Annotated in this window: 25 protein-coding genes; 20 read left to right on the top strand and 5 right to left on the bottom strand. The window is 25.5% G+C overall.

The annotated features are described in order from the left end of the window. Nucleotide 1 precedes the first annotated feature (1 nt). The 10 genes from ADFLV_RS12280 (at nucleotide 2) to ADFLV_RS12235 (ending at nucleotide 8,453) form a co-directional block, all read left to right on the top strand. The gene (locus ADFLV_RS12280) at nucleotides 2–664 is read left to right on the top strand and encodes a hypothetical protein (RefSeq protein WP_129011769.1); all 663 of its coding nucleotides are present in this window, start codon (nucleotides 2–4) and stop codon (nucleotides 662–664) included. Next, the gene (locus tag ADFLV_RS12275; RefSeq protein WP_129011770.1) at nucleotides 645–1,559 is read left to right on the top strand and encodes a hypothetical protein; all 915 of its coding nucleotides are present in this window, start codon (nucleotides 645–647) and stop codon (nucleotides 1,557–1,559) included. The genes ADFLV_RS12280 and ADFLV_RS12275 overlap by 20 nt, the downstream gene beginning before the upstream one ends. After that, a complete protein-coding gene (locus ADFLV_RS12270; RefSeq protein ID WP_129011771.1) occupies nucleotides 1,556–1,951 on the top strand; it encodes a hypothetical protein in 396 nt (131 codons plus the stop codon). The genes ADFLV_RS12275 and ADFLV_RS12270 overlap by 4 nt, the downstream gene beginning before the upstream one ends. Further along, nucleotides 1,948–2,478, top strand: coding sequence for a hypothetical protein (locus ADFLV_RS12265; RefSeq protein ID WP_164968530.1), 531 nt, complete (start codon nucleotides 1,948–1,950; stop codon nucleotides 2,476–2,478). Before ADFLV_RS12270 ends, ADFLV_RS12265 begins: the two co-directional genes overlap by 4 nt. Beyond that, entirely contained in the window at nucleotides 2,462–3,265 is an 804-nt protein-coding gene (locus ADFLV_RS12260) for a PDZ domain-containing protein (protein WP_129011773.1), read from the top strand. The genes ADFLV_RS12265 and ADFLV_RS12260 overlap by 17 nt, the downstream gene beginning before the upstream one ends. Continuing rightward, complete coding sequence (locus ADFLV_RS12255) at nucleotides 3,252–5,198, top strand: secretin N-terminal domain-containing protein (protein ID WP_172658807.1); 1,947 nt, start codon at nucleotides 3,252–3,254, stop codon at nucleotides 5,196–5,198. The genes ADFLV_RS12260 and ADFLV_RS12255 overlap by 14 nt, the downstream gene beginning before the upstream one ends. 1 nt (nucleotide 5,199) lies before the next feature. Beyond that, complete coding sequence (locus tag ADFLV_RS12250; RefSeq protein ID WP_129011774.1) at nucleotides 5,200–6,705, top strand: GspE/PulE family protein; 1,506 nt, start codon at nucleotides 5,200–5,202, stop codon at nucleotides 6,703–6,705. 2 nt (nucleotides 6,706–6,707) lie between these two features. Then, complete coding sequence (locus ADFLV_RS12245) at nucleotides 6,708–7,115, top strand: prepilin-type N-terminal cleavage/methylation domain-containing protein (protein ID WP_129011775.1); 408 nt, start codon at nucleotides 6,708–6,710, stop codon at nucleotides 7,113–7,115. Beyond that, a complete protein-coding gene (locus ADFLV_RS12240; protein WP_129011776.1) occupies nucleotides 7,112–7,618 on the top strand; it encodes a PulJ/GspJ family protein in 507 nt (168 codons plus the stop codon). The genes ADFLV_RS12245 and ADFLV_RS12240 overlap by 4 nt, the downstream gene beginning before the upstream one ends. A 202-nt stretch (nucleotides 7,619–7,820) precedes the next feature. Continuing rightward, nucleotides 7,821–8,453 carry a hypothetical protein gene (locus ADFLV_RS12235; RefSeq protein WP_129011777.1) on the top strand — a complete coding sequence of 211 codons (633 nt, stop codon included), beginning with the start codon at nucleotides 7,821–7,823 and terminating at the stop codon, nucleotides 8,451–8,453. A 55-nt stretch (nucleotides 8,454–8,508) separates the two neighbouring features. Here ADFLV_RS12235 and ADFLV_RS12230 read toward each other — a convergent pair whose 3' ends face one another. Next, entirely contained in the window at nucleotides 8,509–9,390 is an 882-nt protein-coding gene (locus ADFLV_RS12230) for a hypothetical protein (protein WP_129011778.1), read from the bottom strand. A gap of 117 nt (nucleotides 9,391–9,507) precedes the next feature. Here ADFLV_RS12230 and ADFLV_RS12225 point away from each other — a divergent pair, with 117 nt between their 5' ends. Next, nucleotides 9,508–10,863 carry a DUF4885 family protein gene (locus ADFLV_RS12225; protein ID WP_164968531.1) on the top strand — a complete coding sequence of 452 codons (1,356 nt, stop codon included), beginning with the start codon at nucleotides 9,508–9,510 and terminating at the stop codon, nucleotides 10,861–10,863. 42 nt (nucleotides 10,864–10,905) lie between these two features. On the opposite strand, the gene ADFLV_RS12220 is transcribed toward ADFLV_RS12225, so the two are convergent. From ADFLV_RS12220 to murA, 4 genes are all read right to left on the bottom strand, one after another. Next, the gene (locus ADFLV_RS12220) at nucleotides 10,906–11,889 is read right to left on the bottom strand and encodes a hypothetical protein (RefSeq protein WP_129011780.1); all 984 of its coding nucleotides are present in this window, start codon (nucleotides 11,887–11,889) and stop codon (nucleotides 10,906–10,908) included. Between the two features lie 95 nt (nucleotides 11,890–11,984). After that, nucleotides 11,985–12,608 carry an HNH endonuclease gene (locus ADFLV_RS12215; RefSeq protein ID WP_129011781.1) on the bottom strand — a complete coding sequence of 208 codons (624 nt, stop codon included), beginning with the start codon at nucleotides 12,606–12,608 and terminating at the stop codon, nucleotides 11,985–11,987. A gap of 8 nt (nucleotides 12,609–12,616) precedes the next feature. After that, nucleotides 12,617–13,711 carry a DUF5644 domain-containing protein gene (locus ADFLV_RS12210; RefSeq protein WP_129011782.1) on the bottom strand — a complete coding sequence of 365 codons (1,095 nt, stop codon included), beginning with the start codon at nucleotides 13,709–13,711 and terminating at the stop codon, nucleotides 12,617–12,619. Between the two features lie 52 nt (nucleotides 13,712–13,763). Continuing rightward, nucleotides 13,764–15,029, bottom strand: a complete 1,266-nt coding sequence (murA, locus tag ADFLV_RS12205) for a UDP-N-acetylglucosamine 1-carboxyvinyltransferase (protein ID WP_129011783.1) — start codon at nucleotides 15,027–15,029, stop codon at nucleotides 13,764–13,766. 124 nt (nucleotides 15,030–15,153) lie between these two features. Here murA and ADFLV_RS12200 point away from each other — a divergent pair, with 124 nt between their 5' ends. From ADFLV_RS12200 to pyrF, 9 genes are all read left to right on the top strand, one after another. Beyond that, nucleotides 15,154–16,038 (top strand): DMT family transporter, encoded by an 885-nt coding sequence (locus tag ADFLV_RS12200; RefSeq protein ID WP_129011784.1) that lies wholly within the window; start codon nucleotides 15,154–15,156, stop codon nucleotides 16,036–16,038. Nucleotide 16,039: 1 nt separating this feature from the next. Then, nucleotides 16,040–17,788, top strand: coding sequence for an FMN-binding glutamate synthase family protein (locus tag ADFLV_RS12195; protein WP_129011785.1), 1,749 nt, complete (start codon nucleotides 16,040–16,042; stop codon nucleotides 17,786–17,788). After that, nucleotides 17,775–18,152 (top strand): DUF6394 family protein, encoded by a 378-nt coding sequence (locus ADFLV_RS12190; RefSeq protein ID WP_129011786.1) that lies wholly within the window; start codon nucleotides 17,775–17,777, stop codon nucleotides 18,150–18,152. The genes ADFLV_RS12195 and ADFLV_RS12190 overlap by 14 nt, the downstream gene beginning before the upstream one ends. Nucleotides 18,153–18,164: 12 nt before the next feature. Further along, the gene (locus tag ADFLV_RS12185) at nucleotides 18,165–19,853 is read left to right on the top strand and encodes a potassium channel family protein (RefSeq protein ID WP_129011787.1); all 1,689 of its coding nucleotides are present in this window, start codon (nucleotides 18,165–18,167) and stop codon (nucleotides 19,851–19,853) included. Further along, nucleotides 19,850–20,653, top strand: a complete 804-nt coding sequence (gene kdsA / locus ADFLV_RS12180) for a 3-deoxy-8-phosphooctulonate synthase (protein ID WP_129011788.1) — start codon at nucleotides 19,850–19,852, stop codon at nucleotides 20,651–20,653. Before ADFLV_RS12185 ends, kdsA begins: the two co-directional genes overlap by 4 nt. A gap of 118 nt (nucleotides 20,654–20,771) precedes the next feature. Continuing rightward, nucleotides 20,772–22,610: a sensor domain-containing diguanylate cyclase gene (locus ADFLV_RS12175; RefSeq protein ID WP_129011789.1), complete on the top strand. Its 1,839-nt coding sequence runs from the start codon at nucleotides 20,772–20,774 to the stop codon at nucleotides 22,608–22,610. Between the two features lie 92 nt (nucleotides 22,611–22,702). Continuing rightward, entirely contained in the window at nucleotides 22,703–23,173 is a 471-nt protein-coding gene (gene ribH / locus ADFLV_RS12170; protein ID WP_014475024.1) for a 6,7-dimethyl-8-ribityllumazine synthase, read from the top strand. 2 nt (nucleotides 23,174–23,175) lie between these two features. Further along, entirely contained in the window at nucleotides 23,176–23,571 is a 396-nt protein-coding gene (gene nusB / locus ADFLV_RS12165; RefSeq protein ID WP_014475023.1) for a transcription antitermination factor NusB, read from the top strand. A 14-nt stretch (nucleotides 23,572–23,585) separates the two neighbouring features. Then, the gene (gene pyrF, locus ADFLV_RS12160; RefSeq protein WP_164968534.1) at nucleotides 23,586–24,272 is read left to right on the top strand and encodes an orotidine-5'-phosphate decarboxylase; all 687 of its coding nucleotides are present in this window, start codon (nucleotides 23,586–23,588) and stop codon (nucleotides 24,270–24,272) included. Nucleotides 24,273–24,348: the final 76 nt, after the last annotated feature.

The raw sequence follows: 24,348 nt of genomic DNA, 5'->3' as shown, positions 1-24,348 counted from the left end.
TGTGAAAAAATCTATCGTTTTACTAATTTCTCTTCTTTTTATAGCTGTTATTTCTCTTTTGATATTAAAAAATTTACAAGATACAGATTCTTATCTTGCTGAACAAAATGCAAAATTTAGTAAAACACAAATTATGTTTTATATAAATAATGCAAAAGATGAAATATCAAATGTTCTTTCAAAAAAATTGGATGAAGATATATTAAAAGAGTATATAGGAGTTGAATATCCTATTTTAGTTCAAGATGCAAAAATCAGTATAAAACTAGAAGAGTATGATAAATACAATATAAATTTATTGAATGAAAAAGATGACAAAAAATATGAATATTTAAAAGACTTTTTACAAAGAAATGAGATTTATGATATTTATACTTTGCAAGCTATATTAAAAGAAAATGACAACATCAAAAATAATAAACAATTAGATAATTTATTTGAAAAATTCGAAAAAGAGAGTTACAACATAGATATTTCAAAAGTGAAAGATTATATTGGATTTATGGATTATGATAAAAAAGAGATAACTCAAAATGAAAAAGAAAAAGAGATTTTATTTTATGAATTATTTGTAGATGTTGATTATTTAAAGCAATTTGCAAAAGCTTATTATATTTTAAATAAAAATGGAGGAGTAGAGTATTTTGAATTTAGTTTCAAGTAAAAGTAAAAAAATATTTTTATGTTCAGATACAAAGATAAATGAGACTTCAAAGGTTGATATTATTTTATCTCCTGAATTTTATTGGGTTAGAATATTTGATATTCCAGTAAAAAACATTTCACAAGCAAGGGCTGTTGTTCCTACTTTATTTGAAGATTTACTTCAAGATGTAACTGATTTATCTTATCAAGTAATAAAACTTGAAACAAATAAATATTTATGTTTTGCATATATAAATCAAAAAATTTATGAAGCAATTAAACAAAGTGGAATAAATCTATCTTTAGTAAATTCTATATATTTTGCTCAAAATGAATGTAAAAACTTCAAGCAGTTTTATGTTGATGATAAAAGTTTTTTATATACGCAAGATGAGATTTTAGTAAAAATACCAAAAGAACTTTTGAGTGAAAAAGTAGATTTGAAAAATTATATTGAGAATATAAATTTATCTGCAAATAGAGTTGATATTAAACTTTATAGTAATTTCTTGACTTCAAAACAAATCAATATGATTTTGGCTTTTTGTTTAATTTTTATAGTTATAAATTTTTCAAAATATTTTATTTATTCAAATGAAATATCAAATTTAGATAAAAAAATGCAAGATATAAAAATATCAAATAATCTTCCAAATAGTATGATACAAATTGATTCAATAATTTCATCAAATAAAAAGATTGCTCAAAAAGAGATAAATAAACGTGAAGCGATTTATTATATTTTATCAAATAATGATTTTGAAATAAAAAATATAGAGTTGCAAAATGATATTTTAAATATAGATTTTTTAAATGTAAATGGAAAAAAACTAGAAGAATACATATCAAAAAAATATAAAATCATTTCAACAAATTCTTCAAATCTTATTTCAAATATAAAGGTTCAATTATGACTAGAATAAACCCTTTATATATAATTTTACTTTTTTTGACACTTTTTTTTATATCTTTTTATTTAGTCTCAAATCAAAAAAAACTTTATTTGGAAAAAAGTTTGGAAACAATTCAATTAGAAACAAAAGCAAAAGAGTATAAAGATTTATCAAATTCTTGGAAAAACGAAAAGTATATAAATAAAACTTTAGATGAGATTTTAAAAAATTCAATATTTAAAAATGAAAAAATTGTAAAAACAGCAACAAAAGAGAGTATCAAAATAAAAATTGAAACGACAGATTCTCATGTTTTAGATAATTTTTTAAATAGAGTTTTAAATAAACAACTAATCATAAAAAAGTTAGAGCTAGATAAAAATTTTATAATTCTTGAAGTAGGAACTAAATGATGAAAAAGATTTTGAAATTTTTTATGTATTTATTTGCCTTTATCCTATTTTTTATGATTTTTTTACCTAAAGAATCCCTTTATAATTTATTGGAAAAAGAGTTAGAACAAAAACAAATAATAATCTCTGATGAAATAAGAGATGAGAAATTATTGAGTTTAAACGTATCAAATGCAAATATATTTTTTGAAGGTATAAATATAGCAAAAGTTGATAGTTTTAATTTTATGAGTCTATTTTTATATACAAAAATTGAGTTAACAAATATAAGTTTAATAGATAGTTTTACCTCTTTTGCTCCAAGTCCAATAGATAAAATAGATATAAGACACTCTATTTTAAATCCAAATAAAATTTATATGGAAGCTTTTGGACTTTTTGGTGAAATGAAAGCAGAAATAAATATCTTAAATAGAGTATTAAAAGTTGAATTAAATGCTTCAAAACAGATGAAAAACTCATATTCTAAACTCTTAAAATATTTTAAATATGAAAATGAAAGGTATGTATATGAATATAAATTTTAGTAAATTATTTCAAAAATTGATACCTTTTATTTATATCATATTAATAGCATATATATTGAACTCAATTTTATTTTTCTTTCTTCCTAAAAATGGAGTTTCATATATAAAAGATTCTTCTTCAACTTTAGATTATAAAAAATATGATTTTTATTCTAATATTAAAAAAATTGAAGATAGAAGTTTTGAGCAAATAAAAGATAAACCTCTTCAAACTTTAGAAAAGTATGATTTAAAAGCAATCTATTACACAGCTTTTGATAAAGGCTGGATAACAATAGAAGAAAAATCTAGAACACAAAGTTATATATTAGCTTATGGTGAAGAAATAGATGGTTATGTACTTTTTAAACTTTTTAAAAACTATGTACTTTTCAAAAAAAATAATAAAGAATATAAATTGGAAATAAAAGAGAAAGAGATTTCAAATTTTGATATGAACCAAAGTAATCAACAAATAGAAGAAAAAGAAAATGGAGCTGTTGTAAAGAGAGAATATTTAAATTCTTATATTTCAAATGTGGAAAAAATATGGAGTAATATTTCTATACAAGAGTTAAAAAATGGAGATAAAATTGAAGGTTTTAAGATTGAAAATATAAATAAAGATTCTGTTTTTGAGAAACTTGGTTTAAAAAAAGGAGATGTTATAAAATCAGTTAATAACAATGTTTTAAGTTCTTATGCTGAAGCATTTAAAGTTTATAACAATATTGAAAATACAAAATATTTAAATATAGAGATTCTAAGAAATAATGAAGTAGTGGAGTTAAATTATGAGATTGATTAATAAAATTTTAGTTGTAAGTTTGATAGTTTTACAATTAAATGGTGCTGATGATAAAGTAAATATAAATTTCAAAGATTTAAAAGTTATGGATTTGATAAAAATAACTTCAAAAATCATAGATAAAAATATTTTAATAACAGAAGATATAAAAGGTAATGTTGATTTTGTTTCTAATAAACCAGTAAATAAAGATGAATTAATCAAAATCTTAGGATATGTTCTTGAAGACAAAGGTTATTCTTTGGTTCAAACCGATGAAATTTTAAGAATTGTAAAACTAAATGAAAGTGCAAATAGCAATGTCCCAATCGCAAATAATAATTCATCAAATGATTTATATTGGATGGTAACAGAAGTTTTTACTGTAAAAGATGCTGATGTTGATTATGTTGCTTCAAAAATAAGACATCTTATTTCAAAAGATGCGAAAATGGTTACAAATAAAGATTCAAATGCTTTAGTAATAACTGATTTCAAAGACAATATTGATACAGTAAAAGAAGTAGTTAAAATCATGACAAGTGGTGCAAATAAAAATAGTGTTATAGTTGAACTTAAAAATATAGATGCAAGTGAAGCTAAAAAAAATCTAGATGCAATTGCAAAATCAAAATTTAATGAAAAAGTAGAAACTCAAAAAGTTTCAGTTGTTGAGAATAAAGATAATAATTCTGTTGTAATTATTGGAGAAGCAGGAAATATTAACTATCTTGCACGATATATTAAAAATGTCGATGAAGGAAGTTCTCTAATAAAAAGAGAAGTAAAAGTTTTTTCTTTAAAAAATGTAGAAGCTATAAACGTTATAAAAATACTTGATTCTGTTGTTGGTAAAAAAACATATAGTGATCCAAATAGAAAGCCATTGATTTCAGCTGATGAAGAAACAAATACAATAATTGTTATGGGACCAGCTGATGAGCTTGAATATATTCAAACATTAATGGATGAATTAGATAAAGAGAAAGCTCAAGTTTATGTGCAAGCTAGAATTATTGAAGTTAATGATGAATTAGTAAATAATATTGGAGTTCAATATGGAATTTTTGGAGGAACAGCTGGAAGTAATGGACTTGCAACTTTCTCATCAAATTTAAATGGTGGTTCAAATTCAATCTCTTTAGTAAAAGATGCTATTGGATTAGATATTCCTGATATAAAATCAGGTCTTGCTCTTGGTGCTTCTTTAAATCTACTTAAACAAAATGGAGCTTTAGATGTGGTTTCTGAACCATCTATTTTAGCTGTAAATAATAAAGAGAGTTCAATTTATGTTGGTGAAAAAATTTCTGTTGAAACTTCAAGTAGTGTAACTGATGGTGGAACTGAAAGAACAAATTATCAAAGAGAAGATGTAGGACTTACACTTAAAGTAAAACCTAGAATTTCAAGTGAATCAAAAGTGACATTGGAAATAAATGCTTTATTAGAGGGAATTAAATCTACAAAAGTATCAGCAGGTCAAAATCCTGATACACTTAAAAAAGAGATAAAAACTACAGCTATTTTAAATAATGGTGAAAGTGTAATAATTGGTGGATTAATAGAAAATAGAAGTGAATCAACAGTTCAAAAAGTTCCAGTTTTAGGAGATATCCCTTTAGTTGGAAGTCTATTTACAAATGATTCTACAACAAATAAAAAGAATAATTTAGTTGTTATTGTAACTCCATATATGATACCAAAAGCAAAAGATATTACTTATGTAAGAAATCAGTTAGCAGAACTTAAAGGAATGGAAGATAGATATTTAGCTGATTCTTTAATAAGATTAAAAGAGGATGCTATTAAGAAAAAATTGGAAGCTCAAAAAAGAGAAGAAAAAATTAAAAATTTAAATGAACAATTAAAAGATTTAAATAGTGAAACTTCGATAAATAAAGATTCACAAGCTGAACATGACAAAAGAGTGAAAGAACTTTTAGGACAATAATATGAATATAAATGAAGTTCATAATCTAAATTTAACAGCTTTTGATGAGGTTGAGAATTATATAACAGCTTTAAAAAACTATGTTTTATATACAAAAATTGATGAAAAAGTTGTAATTGCTTTATCAAAAGAGTATATGAGTGTTTCATTTGATTATTTATCAAAAATAAAAACAGATGAAGAGATAATTTTCTTAGATGAAATCTCTTTTGAAAAACTTTATAATAGATTTTTAGAGATAAAAACTGATAAAGAGATGAGTGCGATTCAACAAGAACAAGAAGATGCAACATTAAGTGATGATGATTTTTCTGTAAGTGAGTTTTTAAAAGTTGGAAGTGATATTTTAACTTCTGAAGAATCAGCTCCAATTATCAAATTTGTAAATTCACTTTTTTATCAAGCAATAAAGAAAAAATCTTCAGATATTCATATAGAGATGCATGAATTTAAAGCAGAGGTAAAATATAGAGTTGATGGAGTTTTAGTAAAACATATAGAGCTTGATAAAAATATTATGTCTTTGGTAATTTCAAGAATAAAAGTTATTTCAAATTTGGATATTAGTGAAAAAAGAGTTCCACAAGATGGAAGAACTCAAATCAAAATAGCTGGAAAGAGTTTGGATATAAGGGTTTCAATATTACCAACTTTTTATGGTGAAAGAGTTGTTATGAGAATCTTGATGCAAAGTGAAGATATAAAAAGTGTAAAAGAGCTTGGATTTCCTACTTATATAACTGATGAGCTAGAAAAAACTTTACAAAACTCTTATGGTATGGTTTTAGTTACTGGTCCAACAGGTAGTGGAAAATCAACAACTTTGCACTCGCTTTTACATCAAGTTGTAAGTGTTGAAAAAAATATCATAACTGTTGAAGACCCAGTTGAGTATAAATCAAATGCCTTTTCTCAAATACAAGTAAATACAAAAGTAGGGCTTACTTTTGCAAGTGGTTTGAGGTCGATTTTAAGACAAGATCCAGATATTATAATGGTTGGAGAGATAAGAGATAGTGAAACAGCTTCAATTGCAGTTCAATCAGCTTTAACAGGACACTTATTATTTTCAACACTTCATACAAATAGAGCGCCAGCAGCAATAACAAGACTTATAGATATGGGAGTTGAAAAGTTTTTAATCTCTTCATCTTTACTTGCAGTTTTAGCTCAAAGATTAGTGCGAAAACTTTGTCCAGTTTGTAAATGTGAAGATGAATCAATGGCATCACACAAATTTTTTGGCTTTGATACAACAAAAACAATCTATAAAGCAAATGGTTGTAAAGCTTGTAATTTCACAGGTTATAGTGGAAGAGTTGCTATTGGAGAACTTTTTATAATAGATGATGAGATAAAAGAGTATCTAAAAGGTGAAGTTGATGATAATACTTTGATGAAACTTGCAAATAAAAATGGAATGATAAGTTTAGATAAGCAACTTAAATCAATGCTTGAAAACGGTGAAACATCTGTTGATGAAGTAATAAGAATAGGTATAAAATAATTATGCAAAATAAAAAAGCTTTTACTTTGATGGAGGTTATTATCTCTGTTGTATTACTTAGTGTTGTAATGATTACTTTACTTCAAATTAAAAGTGAAAATATTTTTATGGTTTCAAAAAGTGATGAAAGAGCAAAGATAAATGACTATATTCTTATGGCAATAGATTTTAATGATACGATTTTTGATAAGAATGAAAATATAAATATAGAAAACAAATATAAGTTTGAAAATGAAAAATTAAGAGCTGAATTAAAAGATATAAAAGTATCTATAAAAGATGAAAATTTAGATTCTCTAACTTTAGAATCAAATCATAATAGTTTGAATTTTACAACATATTATAGAAGCTTTTTTATGGAAAATAGCGATATAAAAAAGAAAATTTATACTTTTAAATTTGAATTATGAAAAAATCATTTACTCTTTTAGAACTTCTTATCTCCATAACACTATTTTTGATAATAATAGTTTTTTTATATAAAACTTTAGATCAAACAAAATACTCAAATAATATTTTTACAAAAAAAGAGGATAGTTTAAAACATATTAATCATCTTCATAATATTTTTTTAGAAGATATTGCAGAGGCTTCAAGTATAACTATCACAACTGATAAAAACAAAAATTCAATAGTAAAAATAGTTACAAATAACACCTATCATAACTCAATTTTTAACAATATTACCTATCTAATAAATTCAACAAATAAATTTATTAGAATTGAGAGTTTACAAGTTTTTAATGAGCAAGATCCATTAAATGCAACATTTTTTGATAATTCATATATTGATGAATTAGAAGAAAATATAGAGTATTTTGAAGCTAAAAGTAGTGGAGTAAATTATCACTTTTTTATAAAACAAAAAGATAAAGAGAGAGTTTTTTTTAATATGTATAGGATAGTAGAATAACTTTTTAGTTATTGTCTTGTAAAAATATCATCTCATAGTAATTGGAGTGGTAAGATAAAAGTAACTTTATCCAAATATATTTCACTAACTGGTGAATTCAGAGACTATGCTAAAAGAATAATTGAGAAATAAACAAATTAAAATCTAAAATATGCTAGTTTTATAAAAATAATTAAATTAATAATAAGAAAGTTAAAACATTATGGTTGATTTTGAAGATAAAAGAATTAAAATAGTAGTTACATTAGTTACTATAGTTGGGTTTGCAAGTTATTATTTTTATCCAAAAGATGAATATGTTATGGAGATGGTAAAACCTACAAGACCACCAATACAAAAAGTAGAAGAGATAAAAGAGTTACCAAAACAAGAAAAAATAGAAGTAATAAAAGAAGTGGAAGTTGAAGAGAAAAAAGTTGAAAAAGAGAAACAAATTGTAGAAAGAGGAAATATTTTATTTACTGAAGTAGATTCTTCAGGTAAATATATTATCCAATTGTTAAATAGTATAGATATAAACTTAAAAGACAAAGATAATGATAGAAATATTACTATTTTTGGTGAAATCAATGATAACTCAATAAAAACAAATTTCTCAATATCTATTAATGAGGATTATTTAAATTACTTAAGTGATTTAAAGATAAAAATTATAGATAACTCAAATGAAAATAGAGTTTTAGAAACAGCCAGTTATTTTTTAGGTGCTTTAGATAAAAATAGTTCTTATAATATCAGATTAAATATATCAGGTGATACACTTGATGGAGAGATAAAGTCTTCAGAAAAACTACCCACTTCTATTATAGAAGGAATAGAAAATAATAAATACTAATAGAAAAAATAATCAAAAAAGGAACCTCTATTTTGAGTCTCCTTTTTTTTATTTACTATTGAAATTGATTAGTTAAATCATATTCGTAACTAATTTTAGCTTTTACATTTGACATTTTTGATGAAGAAGTACCTTTAAAATTGTATTTAAAACTCCATTTTTTAGCAACTTTTAAATTATTAGATGTAGTTAATCCAAAAGTTCCAGATACTATAGCTGTGTACCAAACATTATTTTCAGCTGATAAGATTTTATGTGTAATACCACCTAAATTACTAGGATTAAGAGTTCCTGTTGTAGCAAAAGATTTAACAATAGCACCATTTGGAATTGTTGTATTGTTTGTTAAATCCATGTAAATAACAGAAGAATCAACACCATTTGGATTAGTTAAAATATTTGGATTACCAGTATTAGAAGCAGTTCCCGTAAAATTAAATGTACCCATTCCTGAACTTATTCTATTGTTGATAGAAATAGGGAAAAACATATCTCCTACATAACTTCCTCTAGTTACCCTTATAAAAAATGTTTGAGAGTTTGAAGTTGCACTTGCATTTGCAAAAATAAAAGGAAGTACAGAAGCAGAAGTAATTACATCATCACTAGCTGGTGCTAAACTGACTTGATTATTATTGAATGTTTGAATAGTCATACCCGAATTTACATAATCTTGACTAAGAATAGCGCTTGCATATACTCTATCTCCACTATTTGCCGTAAAACTAAAGTAAGCTTCAGTTTCACCTGCTTCCAACATACAAACTGTTGAAGCATGATATTGCCAATAACCTATTGGATATGCAGTAGCAAAACTGTTATTTTCAATGATTGCACCATTTTCATTTATTGTAGCTGATGCACTAGTTGCAAATAAAAAACCAAAAAACATTACCAAAATAAATTTTAGTACCAATCTAAAACAATTTTTTAACATAATTTTTCCTTTAATAATAAAATAAGATATTTTATAGATAAATATATTAAGAAATAATAAAGATAAATGATAATATTATTAAATGAATATATAAAATTGTACAAATATGGAATTATTATGACAATAACAAATACAACCCAATCATTTAGCTCACTAAAAGGAGCTATAAAAGTAACAAATATAGATAATAATTCAAGTAAAGAATCTAGTGATACATTAGCAGATGCAGTAAGTGTAAATATAGACTCTGATGGTTTAAATACTACAAGTTTATTAAATTCACTAGAAGAAGAGACAGTTATCCAAGCTAGAAATGGTTATGTTAATGAAGAAGAAAAAAAACAAAAACAGATGATAGATGAGCATTATGCAAAAATGAATGAAGAAAATAAAAATTTTGCCTATCCAAGTGCCCATATTTCTGAAAAATATTTTGATATAGCTTCTCCTTACTATGTAGAAGGATTAACAAAAGAAGAAAGAAAAACTGCATATTCACAAGAAATAAATTACTTAAATAATGGTCATTTAATTACTTATAGATCTAATGATCCTGTCTTACGAGATATGCCACTAATTTATGGTGATGTAGATGTAGCCCAAAGAAAAGCATATGATAGAGAGAAAGTAAATGAGCAGTTTCAAACACTTCTAAATAAATATAATGTAACAATTCCACAAGATACAAAACTTACTTTTACTATTGACCCAAATACTCTAAAAGCAACTGTTAGTGGAACAGATGATGAAACTCTTGCTAAAGCAGTTGAAGATGTGATGAATACAGCAAATAATGCAAAAGAGTTATTTAGACATATTATTTCAAGTCGTTCAGATGATTCAACCCAATATAATGGAACTTCAGCTTCAAAATATAATCTTACACAAAATATAAAAAATGTAACAGGATATAACTTAAAAGATTTAGAGATAAAAGATGGAAAATTTGTAACAGAAGATGGGACAAATGTTGCTGAGATTTATATAAAAAAGATTAATGAGAATCCAAATATGTCAGATTTTGTAAAACAGATGTCAATTGCCTCTAACGTAGCAGGTTTAACAAAACTTGCCAAAAATGGATTTGATTCAGTACCAGATTTAGTTTTATCAATAGATTATGAAAATGGTTCATTTTATGATGTAAAACAGAGTGAAAACTTTGGAACAGGGAAAAGACAATGGATAGATGAACTAAAAGCTTCAAAACCAAAAAATTTAACAAATTTAAAAATAGAAGAAGAGAGTTCTAGTAAAACAGAAATTTTAAAAGAAGCTTTTGAAATAATATCTGATGAGAATAAAAATATAAAATTATTAGATAAAGATAGACATATTTTAAGTAAAGAAGAGTTGATGTTAAAATATCTACTTGGATATGAAGAAGAGATAAAAAATGAAGATTTATACTCTTTTATTGAAAAATTAAAAAAGAAAGTTGATGAAGTGAAAATTGACAATAACATATCTTAAAAGTCTAATTTTTTTATAATGATAATTTAAAAAAATATTCTACTATTTTGAATTATTATAAATATCAACTTCTTTTTTAAAGTTATCTATCAAAGAATTTAAACCATCTCTTACTTCATGATAATCAGGAGTATCTTCAGGAGGTTTATTTGCAACATAGTAATCTAATTTTTCAATTCTATCTTCAAAGAATTTGATTAAAGTATCAAAGATAAAGTTGTTGTATTCTTTAGAATCAGTTCCATCTTTTAAATTTACATCACCTGTAAAAGTAAATTTATCATCTTTATGTTCTTCAGGATTTAGTTTTTTTAACTCTTCAAGTTTAACTCCAAAATCATCAAGTAGTTTTTGGAAACTTGAAGGCGCTCCTTTATTTTCAGGATAACCATCAAAAATTGAACGTACTAAATCAGTAGCATCTCCCACACTTAAATTATCAAGAGTTTTTATTACAGCATTTTTTAATGGTTCATTATTGATTAGATGAAAGCCATGTTGTTTAATATCTCCATAAGGTAAATCGTTACCTATTTGCCAAACTTTTTGTTTACCATAATCAAGTAATCCTGCTAGTGCATAAGTAGTAGCTCTTACTAAAGCATGTTCTTCACTTTCCCCTTTATCCATCCATTTTTTTATAAAAGCTTCAAACTCAGGAGCATCTTCATATTTATTTCCATTTGTTGCTATTCTTAATTGAGTTATCCATTCATATGCAATAGGATCATATTCCTTTGCATTTTCGTATGATTCATATGCATCTGGATCAAATTCATACTTCATATTAGGATAAAGTAATTGATCTTCCCATTTTATTGGTGTTGGCTTTTCATAGGTTACACTTGAAGTTGAAGGGATATTTGAAGTTTCAAAGTATGCTGAATTTTTTATATCAGTAGCTTTTGATTTATCTATTAGCTTTTCAAATATACTTAAAATATCACTATTTGAATCTTCATCAACTTTTTTAGTTGATGAAGATTTTTGATATAAATTTTGTGAATAAGAATTATTTATTTCCATAAGTTTAACCTTTTATATATTTACATGATAAGTAGTAATAAAAGGCATTATATATTATATTTATAATAAATAAATTAATTATTTAAAGATTTTTATTATTTTGTTTTTATTAAGTCTAGTAATTTATCTTTTAGAACCAATGAATCAATACTATTTTTAGGATTTGTTGAGTTTAATACTTTGTTACAGTCAATACATAAGATAATAATATTTTCTAAACTATAACTTCCTTTATCTTTAATATCTTTTACAAAATTTATATAACTTTCATTTATGTTTGATAATTCTTTGCCACATCTATTACAACATCGATTATCTCTTCTCCAAGCAAGTTCTTTTCTTTGAGACCAATCACTAGGAAGTTTTGAACTAGAAAGAGATTTTTCATCATAATTTGCCCAAAGTTTATCTCTTGAAACAGATTTTTGAGTAGTTTTTTTATAAGGAAAATTAAAAAATTGTTCTAATACATTTTCAACAATAAATGCTTCTCTAAATTCCAAATTTTTTTCATCTTTTGTTTTTTGAATAATAGAGTAATCAATATTTATATTAGGATGATACTTTTGCATATGAATTTTCAAATCTTTTACAAATGTATCAAAATCTCCATTAAAAGTTTTTTTTGAGAAAAAAAGTTTTTCTCTATAGATATAAAGTGGCAATAATGCCACTATTATTAAGATACCATAAAGAACAAATTCTATACCTAAATTCAATTTATTCTCTATATAATTTCAGGATTTATTTGATGTTTATCTAAAGTTTTTTTAGCCTCTTTAAAATCACCACTTATTAATTTTTGTAATTCATTTTTATGAATTATTGGTATTAATATCTCTCTTCCACAAAGTTTTTCAATCTCTTTTCTATTATAATCAAAAATATAAAAATCTTCTTCATTATCAACAACTAAAAAATCAGCATTATTATCAAATGCATCAAGTAAGATGGTAGATGCAACAAAGTATGTAATTTGTGGATTTTTATTGAAAGTATTTTTTGCTAAATCAAGCTTCATACTATCAAGTTTTAAAATATTTGCTTTCAATCTATCAAACATCTCTAATGTTTGATTTGGATTTTTTGATGGATAATATGCAATATTAAAATCTTTGAAATCATGCACTATTTCAAAATGATTTGCAAAGTTTCCAAAATCTAAAATAAGTGTTTTATTTCCCTTAAAATTTTGTTTATTCAAATCTTCAAATAGACCTAATTCACTTAAAACTGTATGGATTTTTTCTTCAATAAGTGGATTAAAATTAAAAATTCTATCTCTTAAACAAGTATGATATTCTCCTCCACACTCAATTTCAGATAGAATTTGTAAAATATAATTTTTTGCTTTAGGATTTTTTTGAATTAAATTATAAGCTAAGATTAAAGTTGAATCACCAATATAATCGCTTTTATAATTTAAAGTATTTGATGCATAAAAATATTGTTTTAAATTTGAATAATTCATAACATCTTCATCATCAATAAAATCTTTAAAAATCTCAATTTTTTGGTGAAAATCTGTTTCATCAATCAATAAATCTTTAAAAACTCTTCTTTGTGAAATAGGTTCAATTGTCAATTCTTTCCCAAAATTTCCAACAATTTCTTCTAAATTTAAAGATGTTTTTACATATGTTCCATTTAATACTAAATCAAAATCTATTGAATCTACAAAACCAAACTCTTCAACTTTATGTAAAGTTTTTAAAATATCTAATAAAGAAGTTTCATTTTCAATTTTTAAAAAATGTTTTGTGTAATATGGCAGATAATCCGAATCTTTATCAAACCTAAATAAAGAAATTTCTAGTTTCATTTATAATACCTTTTTCCTTGTTTTATCTAGTAAAGTTCTACTAGAAAGTGTGCTATTCGTTATATCTTTTTACATCTGCACCGATTTTTGATAGTTTCCCCTCAAGATTTTCATAACCTCTATCAAGATGATAAATTCTATGAATATCTGTTTCTCCTTGGGCAACAAGTGCTGCTAAAACTAAAGCTGATGATGCTCTTAAATCTGTTGCCATAACATCAGTTCCATGAAGTGTTCCAGTTTTTCCATTGATTGTTGCGATATTTCCATTTAGGTGAATATCTGCTCCAAGTCTTAGAAGTTCACTAACATGCATAAATCTATTTTCAAATAATCTTTCATCAATTGTACTTGTCCCGTTTGCTTGAGTTGCAAGTGCCATAAATTGAGCTTGCATATCAGTTGGGAAACCTGGATATTCTGTTGTAATAATATTTACAGGTTTTATCTCATCTGTTGGCATAATTGTTACGCTATTTTCATCTTGAATTATTTCAAAATTCATCTCTTCAAGTTTAGAAATAATTGCTTCTAAATGTAAAGGAATTACTTTTTCAATTTTTAATTTTTGATTTGTAATAGCTGCTACACACATATAAGTTCCTGCTTCAATTCTATCAGGAATTACATCAAATGGTTTAATATCAAGTAATTTTTGATTAGTTCCTTCAATTACAAGTTTTGAAGTTCCTATTCCTTCAATTTTAACACCGCTATTTGCTAAAACTTCACAAAGTTGTACGATTTCAGGTTCTTTTGCAGCATTTATAATAGTCGTAGTTCCATGAGCTAATGAAGCTGCCATAACAGTATTTTCAGTTCCACCAACTGTAACTTTATCAAAAACTATTTTTGCACCTTTTAACCCATTTGGTGCAGTTGCTCTTATATAACCATGTAAAATCTCTATATTTGCACCCATTTGCTCTAAAGCTTTAAGATGTAAATCAACAGGTCTTTGTCCTATTGCACAACCTCCTGGAAGTGAAACTTCACATTGACCGAATCTTGCAAGAATTGGTCCTAAGACTAAAATTGATGCTCTCATTGTTTTTACAATATCATAAGTTGCTTTTGTATTATTTATAGTTGATGTATTTATTTTTACTGAATTTTTATCTTTTACAAAATCTCCACCAAGATTTTTTATAAGTTTTAAAAAAGTGTTAATATCTACTACATTTGGTAGATTTCCAATTGTTATTTCGTTTTTTCCCAAAATTGTACAAGCAATCAAAGGTAAAGCAGCATTTTTAGCTCCAGATATTTCTACACTACCTGAAATATCTTTACCTCCAATAATTTTTAAATATTCCATAATTCCCCTACAAAATTTATAATATAAGGGAATTATATTATCTAAAATTAGCTTTATGTTTTGATGTAATAATCTTTTTTTAATTGGATAATAAATACAATCAAACTTTAATATAAGGGATTTTATGGAAGAAAATGTAAATAAAGGTATAAAATATATGCTTTTTGCTTCACTAATGTTTGCATTTATGGGAGCAGTTGCAAAAAGCTTAAGCGATAATATGAGTTCAGTAGAAGTTGTATTTTTTAGAAATGTATTTGGGGTAATTTTTATTTTAATATCTATTTATAACTCACCTTTAAAACAAATAGGTGGAAAGTTTTGGTTACTTGTTTTTAGAGGAGTTATTGGTTTTGTTGCTCTTTTATTCTTTTTTTATAATATTGCTCAAATTTCTTTGGCTGAAGCTATGACCTTTTCTAAAACATCAACAATTTTTACAGCAATTTTAGCTTATATATTTTTAAAAGAAAAAATAGGAATAAAAGGTTGGTTGGGTGTTTTTATAGGTTTTATAGGAATAGTTTTTATTACAGAGTTTGATGGAAGTAATTTAGAAAAAAGTGATTATTTAGGAATTTTATCAGGAGTTGGAGCTGCTTTAGCATACACGTCAGTTAGAGAATTAAGACAATTTTATGATTCAAGAGCGATTGTATTATCTTTTATGACAATCGGAACTATTGGACCATTGATTTTACTGATTATTGGTAGTTTTTATACAAATCCAAATTTAGATTTTATGCTTGGAACTTTTGTTATGCCAAAAATTGATGATTGGCTTTATATAATTTTATTGGGTATTTTTTCAACATATGCTCAAATTTATATGACAAAAGCTTATTCTTGTGCAAAAGCTGGAATAATTGGGACAATTTCATATAGTAATATTGTTTTTTCAATAATTTTAGGGTTGATTTTAGGTGATGCATTTCCATCATTTTTAATTGTTTTAGGTATACTATTAATAGTTTTGAGTGGATTTTTAGTTTCAAGTAAAAAGGAATAATATGGAATTTTTAAATAGCTTTTCATTTTGGGAAGAGTTTTGGGCAATTTTTGTTGTAATTATAATTGCTTGGTTTATTCATGATAAATATGTTCAAAGAAAACATCAACTTTTAGTAAATTATCCAATTATTGGAAGATTAAGATATTTGTTTGAAGAGGTGCGTGAACCATTTAGACAATATTTTGGTGATGAAAAATTTTATGAATCAAAAGATAAATTGGATTGGGTTTATAAAGCTGCGCGTGATTTACCAAATTATGCTTCTTTTTCTCCCTCTCAACCATTACCAAAACCTAAATTTATGATTAGACACTCTAATATTGTTTTAAATGACAATGAAATAGAAGAGAAGTTTGAGGTTGTTTTTGGTGAAAATAGAAAAAAACCATTTTATGTAAAAAGTATTATTGCAAGATCTGCAATGAGTGATGGTTCAATTTCTCCTGAGGGAACAAGAGCTTTTGTTCAAGGAGCATATTTAGGAAAATTTCCAATAAATTCAGGTGAGGGTGGAGTTACATCAAATTTTTTTACTACACATTTAAATTATGATTCTTCATATATGAAAATAGTAGATAGCTCATCTTTAAATAAAGTTGTTAAATCTTTGGCAAAATTTTTCTTCAACGGGGCATTAGCAGCTGATGTTTATAGAAAACTTGTTTTTAAAGGTGATTTAGAAGCTGAAACTTATATGTTAGATGTACAAAAAAAACAGTTTTATAGACCAAATTGGGATGCACCTTTAGAAAATTTTCCAAAAGAAGTACCCTCAGATATGCCTGATATTGTTTTCCAAATAAGTTCAGGATTATATGGAGCTAGGGATAAACAAGGTAACTTTGATGCGGATAGATACCAAAAAGTTATGACGTTCTGTAAAATGACAGAGATAAAGATAGCTCAAGGTGCAAAACAAACAGGTGGAAAACTTGCAGGTCACAAAGTAACTCCAGCTGTTGCATATTATAGAAATGTTGAAGCATATAAAGATGTATTCTCTCCTAATAGATTTCCTTATGGTAATAGTATTGAAGAGTTATTTGATTTTATTGGAAAATTACAAAAACTTTCAGATAAACCAGTTGGTATGAAAATAGTAATTTCAGATTTAGAAAATATTGAACCTTATGCAAAAGAGATAAAAAGAAGAATAGAAGAAAAAAATGACGCTTATCCTGATTTTATAACTATTGATGGTGGAAGTGGAGGAAGTGCGACTGCACCACTTGAAATGATGGAAAGAGTTGGTCTTGAAATTAGAGATGCGGTTTATTTAGTTGATAAAGTTTTAAATAAATATGCAATAAGAGATAAAATCAAAATTATTGCAAGTGGTAAGATTTTAACTCCTGATGATATTATTATAGTTATGAGTTTAGGTGCTGATTTTGTTCAAATTGCACGTGGTTTTATGATGAGTGCAGGTTGTATTAGAGCAAGATATTGTTCTGGTACAACAGGAAGAGAGTGCCCTGTTGGATTAGCAACTCAAGATAAAAGTAAAAGAAGAAAATATTTCGTATTTAAACATGCAAATTATGTTGCAAATTATCATAAAAATTTACTAAAAAATGTAAAAGGTTTATTAGCAATTATGGGATTAAAAAACATAAGTCAATTAAATAGACATAGACTTCTTTTTATTGATAAAGATTCACGAGTTTATGATAATATTGATGAGGTATTTAAAAGAAAACTAAAAATAGGAAAAGATTTGGAGGATCACTATCATGAATTTAGATAAGGTAATATCTGGATTTTTTATAATTTTAGCAATGACACTAAACTTTGGATTTTTTTATGGAGATATTCATGCAATAGAGAGTCATAGTAAATATGAACTTTTTGCTGCAATAGTAATAAATTTAATAGCAACTATTTTGAAACTTGGGGATAAAACACAGTTAGGTTCAGTTTTACTTGCAACTTCACTTGTTGCAGATATTCAACTTATTGCTGCTGCTATTGTTTGGACGATAGCTGCTTATTCAGGTGGTGTAAATCCTGAGGTTATGGCTGGAATTGTCTCTTTATCAGGAGGTGCTTTACTCGCAAATATCACTTCTGTTGCCCTTTATGTAGGTGATACTTTAAAATCAAAAAGATAAAAAGAAGAAACTTTGAGAAATAATTCATTATTTATTATTTTGCAAAAAATGAGGAGACCTTTTTTAGTAATATTAATAACATATACAATTGCAATATTAGGATTAATACTAATTGATGAGATTGATGCAAATGGGAATCCTTATAAAATGTCTATTTTTGATGCTTTTTATTTTATTTCATATACTGCAACAACTATTGGATTTGGAGAAACACCATTTACTTTTTCATATCCTCAAAGAATGTGGGTGACTTTTTCAATTTATTTAACAGTTCTTGGATGGTTTTATAGTATAGGTTCTTTAATTTCTTTATTTCAAGATAAACTTTTTTTACAAGAGATAGAAAAAGCAAAATTTTTAAGACAAATAAAAAATTTAAATGAAAAATTTATAGTAATTTTAGGATATAACCAAATTACTAGAAAAATTATAATAAAAGCTATGGAACAAGGATTTAGAACTGTTGTAATAGAACGAGATAAGATGAAAATTCATAATCTTATATTAGAAAATTTTACACCAACTGTTCCTGTTTTATATAGTGAAAATTATTCTATAAGAGTTTTAGAAACAGCAGGATTAAAAAAAAGAAATTGTAAAGCTATTGTTTCTTTGTTTGAAGATGATGCTCTAAATTTAAAGATAACTCTTATGGCAAAAGCTTTAAATAAAAATATAAAAATTGCTGTTAAATCAACAACAACAAATCATACAGAAAATTTAAAAGATTTAGATGCTGAAGTTGTTGTTAATCCTTTTTCTATAATATCTTCTGAGATAAATTTAGCTCTTTGTTCACCAAATTTATTTAAACTTGAAAAATGGATATATGGTTTAGATAGTTTAAATATAACTTCACCAATTTTTCCAAAAGGTTTATATATTGTTTGTGGATATGGAAGAATGGGAAGAAAAATTTTTGAGAAATTAAATGAAAATGATATTGGAATGAAATTAGTTGAAATTGATAAAAATAAAAATCATGAACTTACAAAAGATGAAATTTCTAATATAGTTTTTGGTAATGCAGATGATAAAGAGTTATTATTAGATATTGGTATTAAAGATGCAGTAGCAATTGCTGCTGTTACAGATGATGATACAACAAATTTATCTATTTTAGCAACCGCGAAAAAATTAAATCCAAAGATTATAACAATTGTTAGAGAAAATGATATGGTAGATGATTTTTTATTTAAAAATGCAAAAATAAATCATATTTTTACTCCATCAAAAATATTAGTTAACAAAGTTACAAATGCTTTAGTTATGCCTTTAAGTGATAAATTTATTAAACAGATAATTAAAAAAGACAATGAATGGGCTTCAAAATTAGTGAGTAGATTGGTTAAAGATATAAATGAAAAACCTTTACTTATGGAATTTGAAATCAACGAAGCTTTGACTCCTCAAATTTATAAACATTTATTAGCTAATGAAACTCTTTTTTTTAGTTTATTTTCAATATCTTTATATAATAAAGAATTAAAAAATAATGTTGTTCCTTTACTCCTTCAACGAGAAGATGATATAATACTACTTCCTGAATGGAAAGAAGAGATAAAAATTGGTGATAAAATTTTATTAGCATGTGATGAACATGCAAAAAATGATATAGAATACATCTGCCAGAATGTTTATGAATTTTATTATGCAATAACTGGCAAAGAAAAACAAATAATTTTTAAAGGGAATAAATGAAAGTAATAACTGGACCTTGTGTACTTGAAGATAGAGATACAGTATTTAAAATAGCAGAAAAACTAAAGCCATTAAGTGAAGATAAAAGAGTAGAATTTTATTTTAAAGCAAGTTTTGATAAAGCAAATAGAACAAGTTTAAGCTCTTTTCGAGGACCAGGACTTGATGAGGGATTAAAAATATTTCAAGAGATAAAAGAGCAGTTTGGATATAAAGTTGTTACAGATATTCATGAATCATATCAAGCTGCACCTGCTGGTGAAGTTCTGGATATATTACAAATTCCTGCATTTTTATGTAGACAGACTGATTTACTTGTAGCAGCTGCAAAAACTCCTGCAAAAATAAATATCAAAAAAGGACAATTTTTAGCAGCTGATGCTATGAAACATCCAGTTGAAAAGATACTAAATACAAGAGGTGTTTTTGAAGTAAATTATGAAAATTCTCAAAAAGCTGGAGTTTGGCTTTGTGAAAGAGGAAATACTTTTGGATATGGTGCTTTGGTTGTGGATATGAGAAATTTATTATTGCTTAGACAATATGCTCCTGTAATTTTTGATGCAACTCATAGTGTACAAATTCCAAGTACAGGAGGAACAACTGGTGGAAATTCTGCTTTTGTTCCTTATATGGCAAGAGCTGCTGCTTCTGTTGGTGTTGATGGATTTTTCTTTGAAACACATATTGATCCAAGTGTTGCAAAAAGTGATGGTCCAAATATGCTAAAAGTTGAAGATTTATATAAAACTATAAATGATATTTTTGCAATCAAAGATGCTCTAGGGCAAAACTTCTAAAAACTTAGTAAGATGAATGATATAAAAATTATATCATTCATCTTTTATTCTTATATTGGTATAGTCAATTTAAAGTTCTGTTTTGATACAATTCCCGCTTTTAAGGTAGGTGTTTGTATTGAATCAACAAAACTTTCATAAATTTTTCACTTTATATTTTATTGTTTTTGGCATTATCATTTCTTGTTTTAGTGTAATAGTAGCTTATACTTTTGAAATTAAAGATATTGAAATAGATTTAAATAGAAAAGCAAAAGAAATATTTCAAATTAAAAATGAAACTATTTTAAAACCAACTTTTGAAAATATTGATAATATCGCTAAATCTTTAGCTTATGATAATTTAACAAAGAAATTTTTGATTGAAAGAAATTCTTTAAATAAAGAAAATCTAAATAATATTTTTTTAGCTGTGGCAAATAGCAATAGTATCATTATGCAAGCAAGACTTATTGATAAATCTGGGCAAGAATTGGTAAGAGTTGATAGAAATAAAGAAAACCAACAAGCCTTTATTGTTGGAGAAAAAGATCTTCAAAATAAATATCATAGAGATTATTTCCAAAGTATATCTAAACTGAATGAAAAAGAGATTTGGCATTCAAAATTAGATTTAAATATTGAACATGGAAAAATTGAAATTCCATATAGACCGACAATTAGAGTTGGAATAGCTTTATTTGAAAATAATCAATTTAGTGCAATGGTTGTAATAAATTTATTAACTAATAATTTATTTAAATCTTTAGCTTCTTCTTCTATATTTGATTGTTATATTATTGATGAAAATAAGAATTATATATTACATCCAAATCAAGAATTTGCTTTTAATAAATATAAAAATATAGCAAGAGATATATCTATAGATTTTCCAGATGGTTTAAATAATGGAATTTTTACTTTTTCTTTAAAAGATTCCTTGAAAAATGAAGATAATGCCATATTAATTTTAAAAACGAAGAAAGATTATAAAAAAGAATTATTAAAAGAACGAACAAATGTTGCAGTAATAGTTTTTTTATTGACAGTTGCGTTAAGTTTTATAATGGCGATTTTTGTTTCAAAAACTCCTAGAATATTGCAAGAAAAACTTTTGAAAGCTAATAAAAAATTAAATGAATTTACATTAATTATTGATAAATATGTAATTACTGTAACGACTAAAATTGATAGTACAATAGTAGAAGCAAGCAAAGCTTTTGAACAAATAAGTGGTTACTCAAAAGAGGAATTAATTGGGAAAAAAATTTCTATTATATCAAATCCAAAACAAGATAAAATGATTATAAAAGAGTTATGGAAAACTATTTTAGATAAGAAAATTTGGGAAGGTGAAATACAAAATAAAAGTAAAGATGGAAAAGATTATTGGTTAAATCAATATATTATTCCCAAAAAAAATGCTAAAAATGACTCTATTGAACAATTTATTTCAGTAGGAGTTGATATTACTGCAAAAAAAGAGTTGGAAAAATTTGCATCAATAGATAAATTAACAGGAATCTATAATAGAAGAATGTTAGATACTTTTTTACAAAAAGAGATAGAAGTTGCAAAAAGGCATAAAGATAATCTCTCTCTAATTATAATTGATATTGATTTTTTTAAGTTAGTAAATGACACTTATGGTCATCTAGTTGGTGATAATGTTTTAAAACAGTTGTCAAAAATAATTTCAGAAAACATAAGAATTTCAGATATTTTTGGAAGATATGGTGGTGAAGAGTTTCTAATTATTTGTACAAAAACATCTGAAGATAGTGCTTTTATACTTGCAGAAAAATTAAGAAAAGAAATTGAGAATTTTAGATTTGAAAAAGTAGGCTATAAAACAATATCTTTAGGTATATCAAGTTTAAAGAAAGATGATAATATTGAATTATTGTTTAAAAAAGCAGATGAAGCCTTATACGGAGCAAAAAAATCTGGAAGAAATAAATCAATTATTTATAGATAAAAAATTATATTTTTGACACTTGATTGTTCAACAGATATAAAGAGGCTTTTTTATATAATAAAAACTTAACACATAATCTTTGGAGAAAATAAATGAAAATAATTGAAGGTGTTTTAAGACTAAAAGGTACGGAAAAAGTTGCAATTATAAATGGTAGATTTAATCATATTATAACTGATAGATTAGTTGAAGGTGCCAAAGATGCATTTAAAAGACATGGTGGAAATGAAGAAAACTTAGATTTAATTTTAGTACCAGGTGCTTTTGAAATTCCTTTTGCTTTAGAAAAAGCATTATCAAGTGGTAAATATGATGCAGTATGTTGTGTAGGAGCTGTTATAAGAGGCGCTACTCCTCATTTTGATTATATTTCTGCTGAAGCTACTAAAGGAATTGCTACTGTTGGTTTAAAATATGGAAAACCTGTATCAAATGGTGTTTTAACAACTGATACGATAGAGCAAGCAATTGAAAGAGCAGGTTCAAAAGTTGGTAACAAAGGTGCTGAAGCAATGGTTACAATCATTGAAATGCTAGATTTATATACTGAAATGGGGAAATAGTTTTGGCAACTAGAACACAAGCAAGAGAGTCTGTAATTGGTTTATTATATGCTTATGATTTAGGAAATGAAGGTATAGCAAAATTTGTTGATGAAATTTTAGAAGAAAAAAAAATTAGAAATAAACAAAAAGATTTTGCACTAAAATTATTTAATGGATCAATTGAAAATTTGGAAAAAATTGATACTGAAATAATATCTCATTTGAATCAAGGAACTTTAGAAGATATTGGTTCTGTTGAAAAATCAATTTTAAGATTAGCTATTTATGAAATATTATTTGAAGATTTACCAAAAGCAGTAGTAATAAATGAAGCTATAGAATTATCTAAAAAATTAGCAAGTGATGGGGCACCAAAATTTGTAAATGGTTTACTAGATAAAGTTGTAAAGGCATAATTGTGAGTAGAGCTATGAAATTATGTGTCTCTTTAGATTTGCCAACTGCTGAAGAAAATCTTAGGTTAGTAAAACAAATAAAAGATTTTGATGTTTGGTTAAAAGTTGGATTTAGAAGTTATATTAGAGATGGTAAAAAGTTTTTAGAAGATTTAAAAGTAATAAATCCAAATTTTAAAATATTTTTAGATTTAAAACTTTATGATATTCCAAATACAATGGCAGATGCTGCTGAAGAAATAGCAAATTTTGGATTAGTGGATATGTTTAATGTTCATGCAAGTTCAGGTGTAGAAGCTATGAAAACAGTTATGAATAGGATAAAAGATATTCCTAATAAACCTTTAGTTTTAGCTGTAACTGCTCTTACTTCTTTTGATAATGATAGTTTTAAAGCTATTTACAATGAAGATATAAGTACAAAAGCAACACAATTTGCAATTGATACATTTGAATCAGGAATAGATGGAGTTGTTTGTTCTGCATTTGAAAGCTTAGATATTAAAAATAATACTTCGAAAGATTTTATAACTTTATGTCCTGGAATTAGACCTTTTGGTGAGGATAGTGGTGACCAAAAAAGAGTGGCAGATCTTCCTTTTTCAAAAGAAAATTTAGTAGATTTTATTGTTGTTGGTAGACCAATATACAAATCTGAAAATCCAAAAGAGGTTGTTGAAGAGATATTGAAAAATATTTAATATCCCTTCAAATTTTAAGTATGCTTTAAGTGATATACTATTATAATTTCCGTCCTGATTTTATGATAGTAAAATT

This window comes from Arcobacter defluvii, from assembly GCF_013201725.1.
GTDB lineage: Bacteria > Campylobacterota > Campylobacteria > Campylobacterales > Arcobacteraceae > Aliarcobacter > Aliarcobacter defluvii.
The sequence above is the reverse complement of the archived record's forward strand: the minus strand, read 5'-3'. Positions and strand labels throughout refer to the sequence as shown.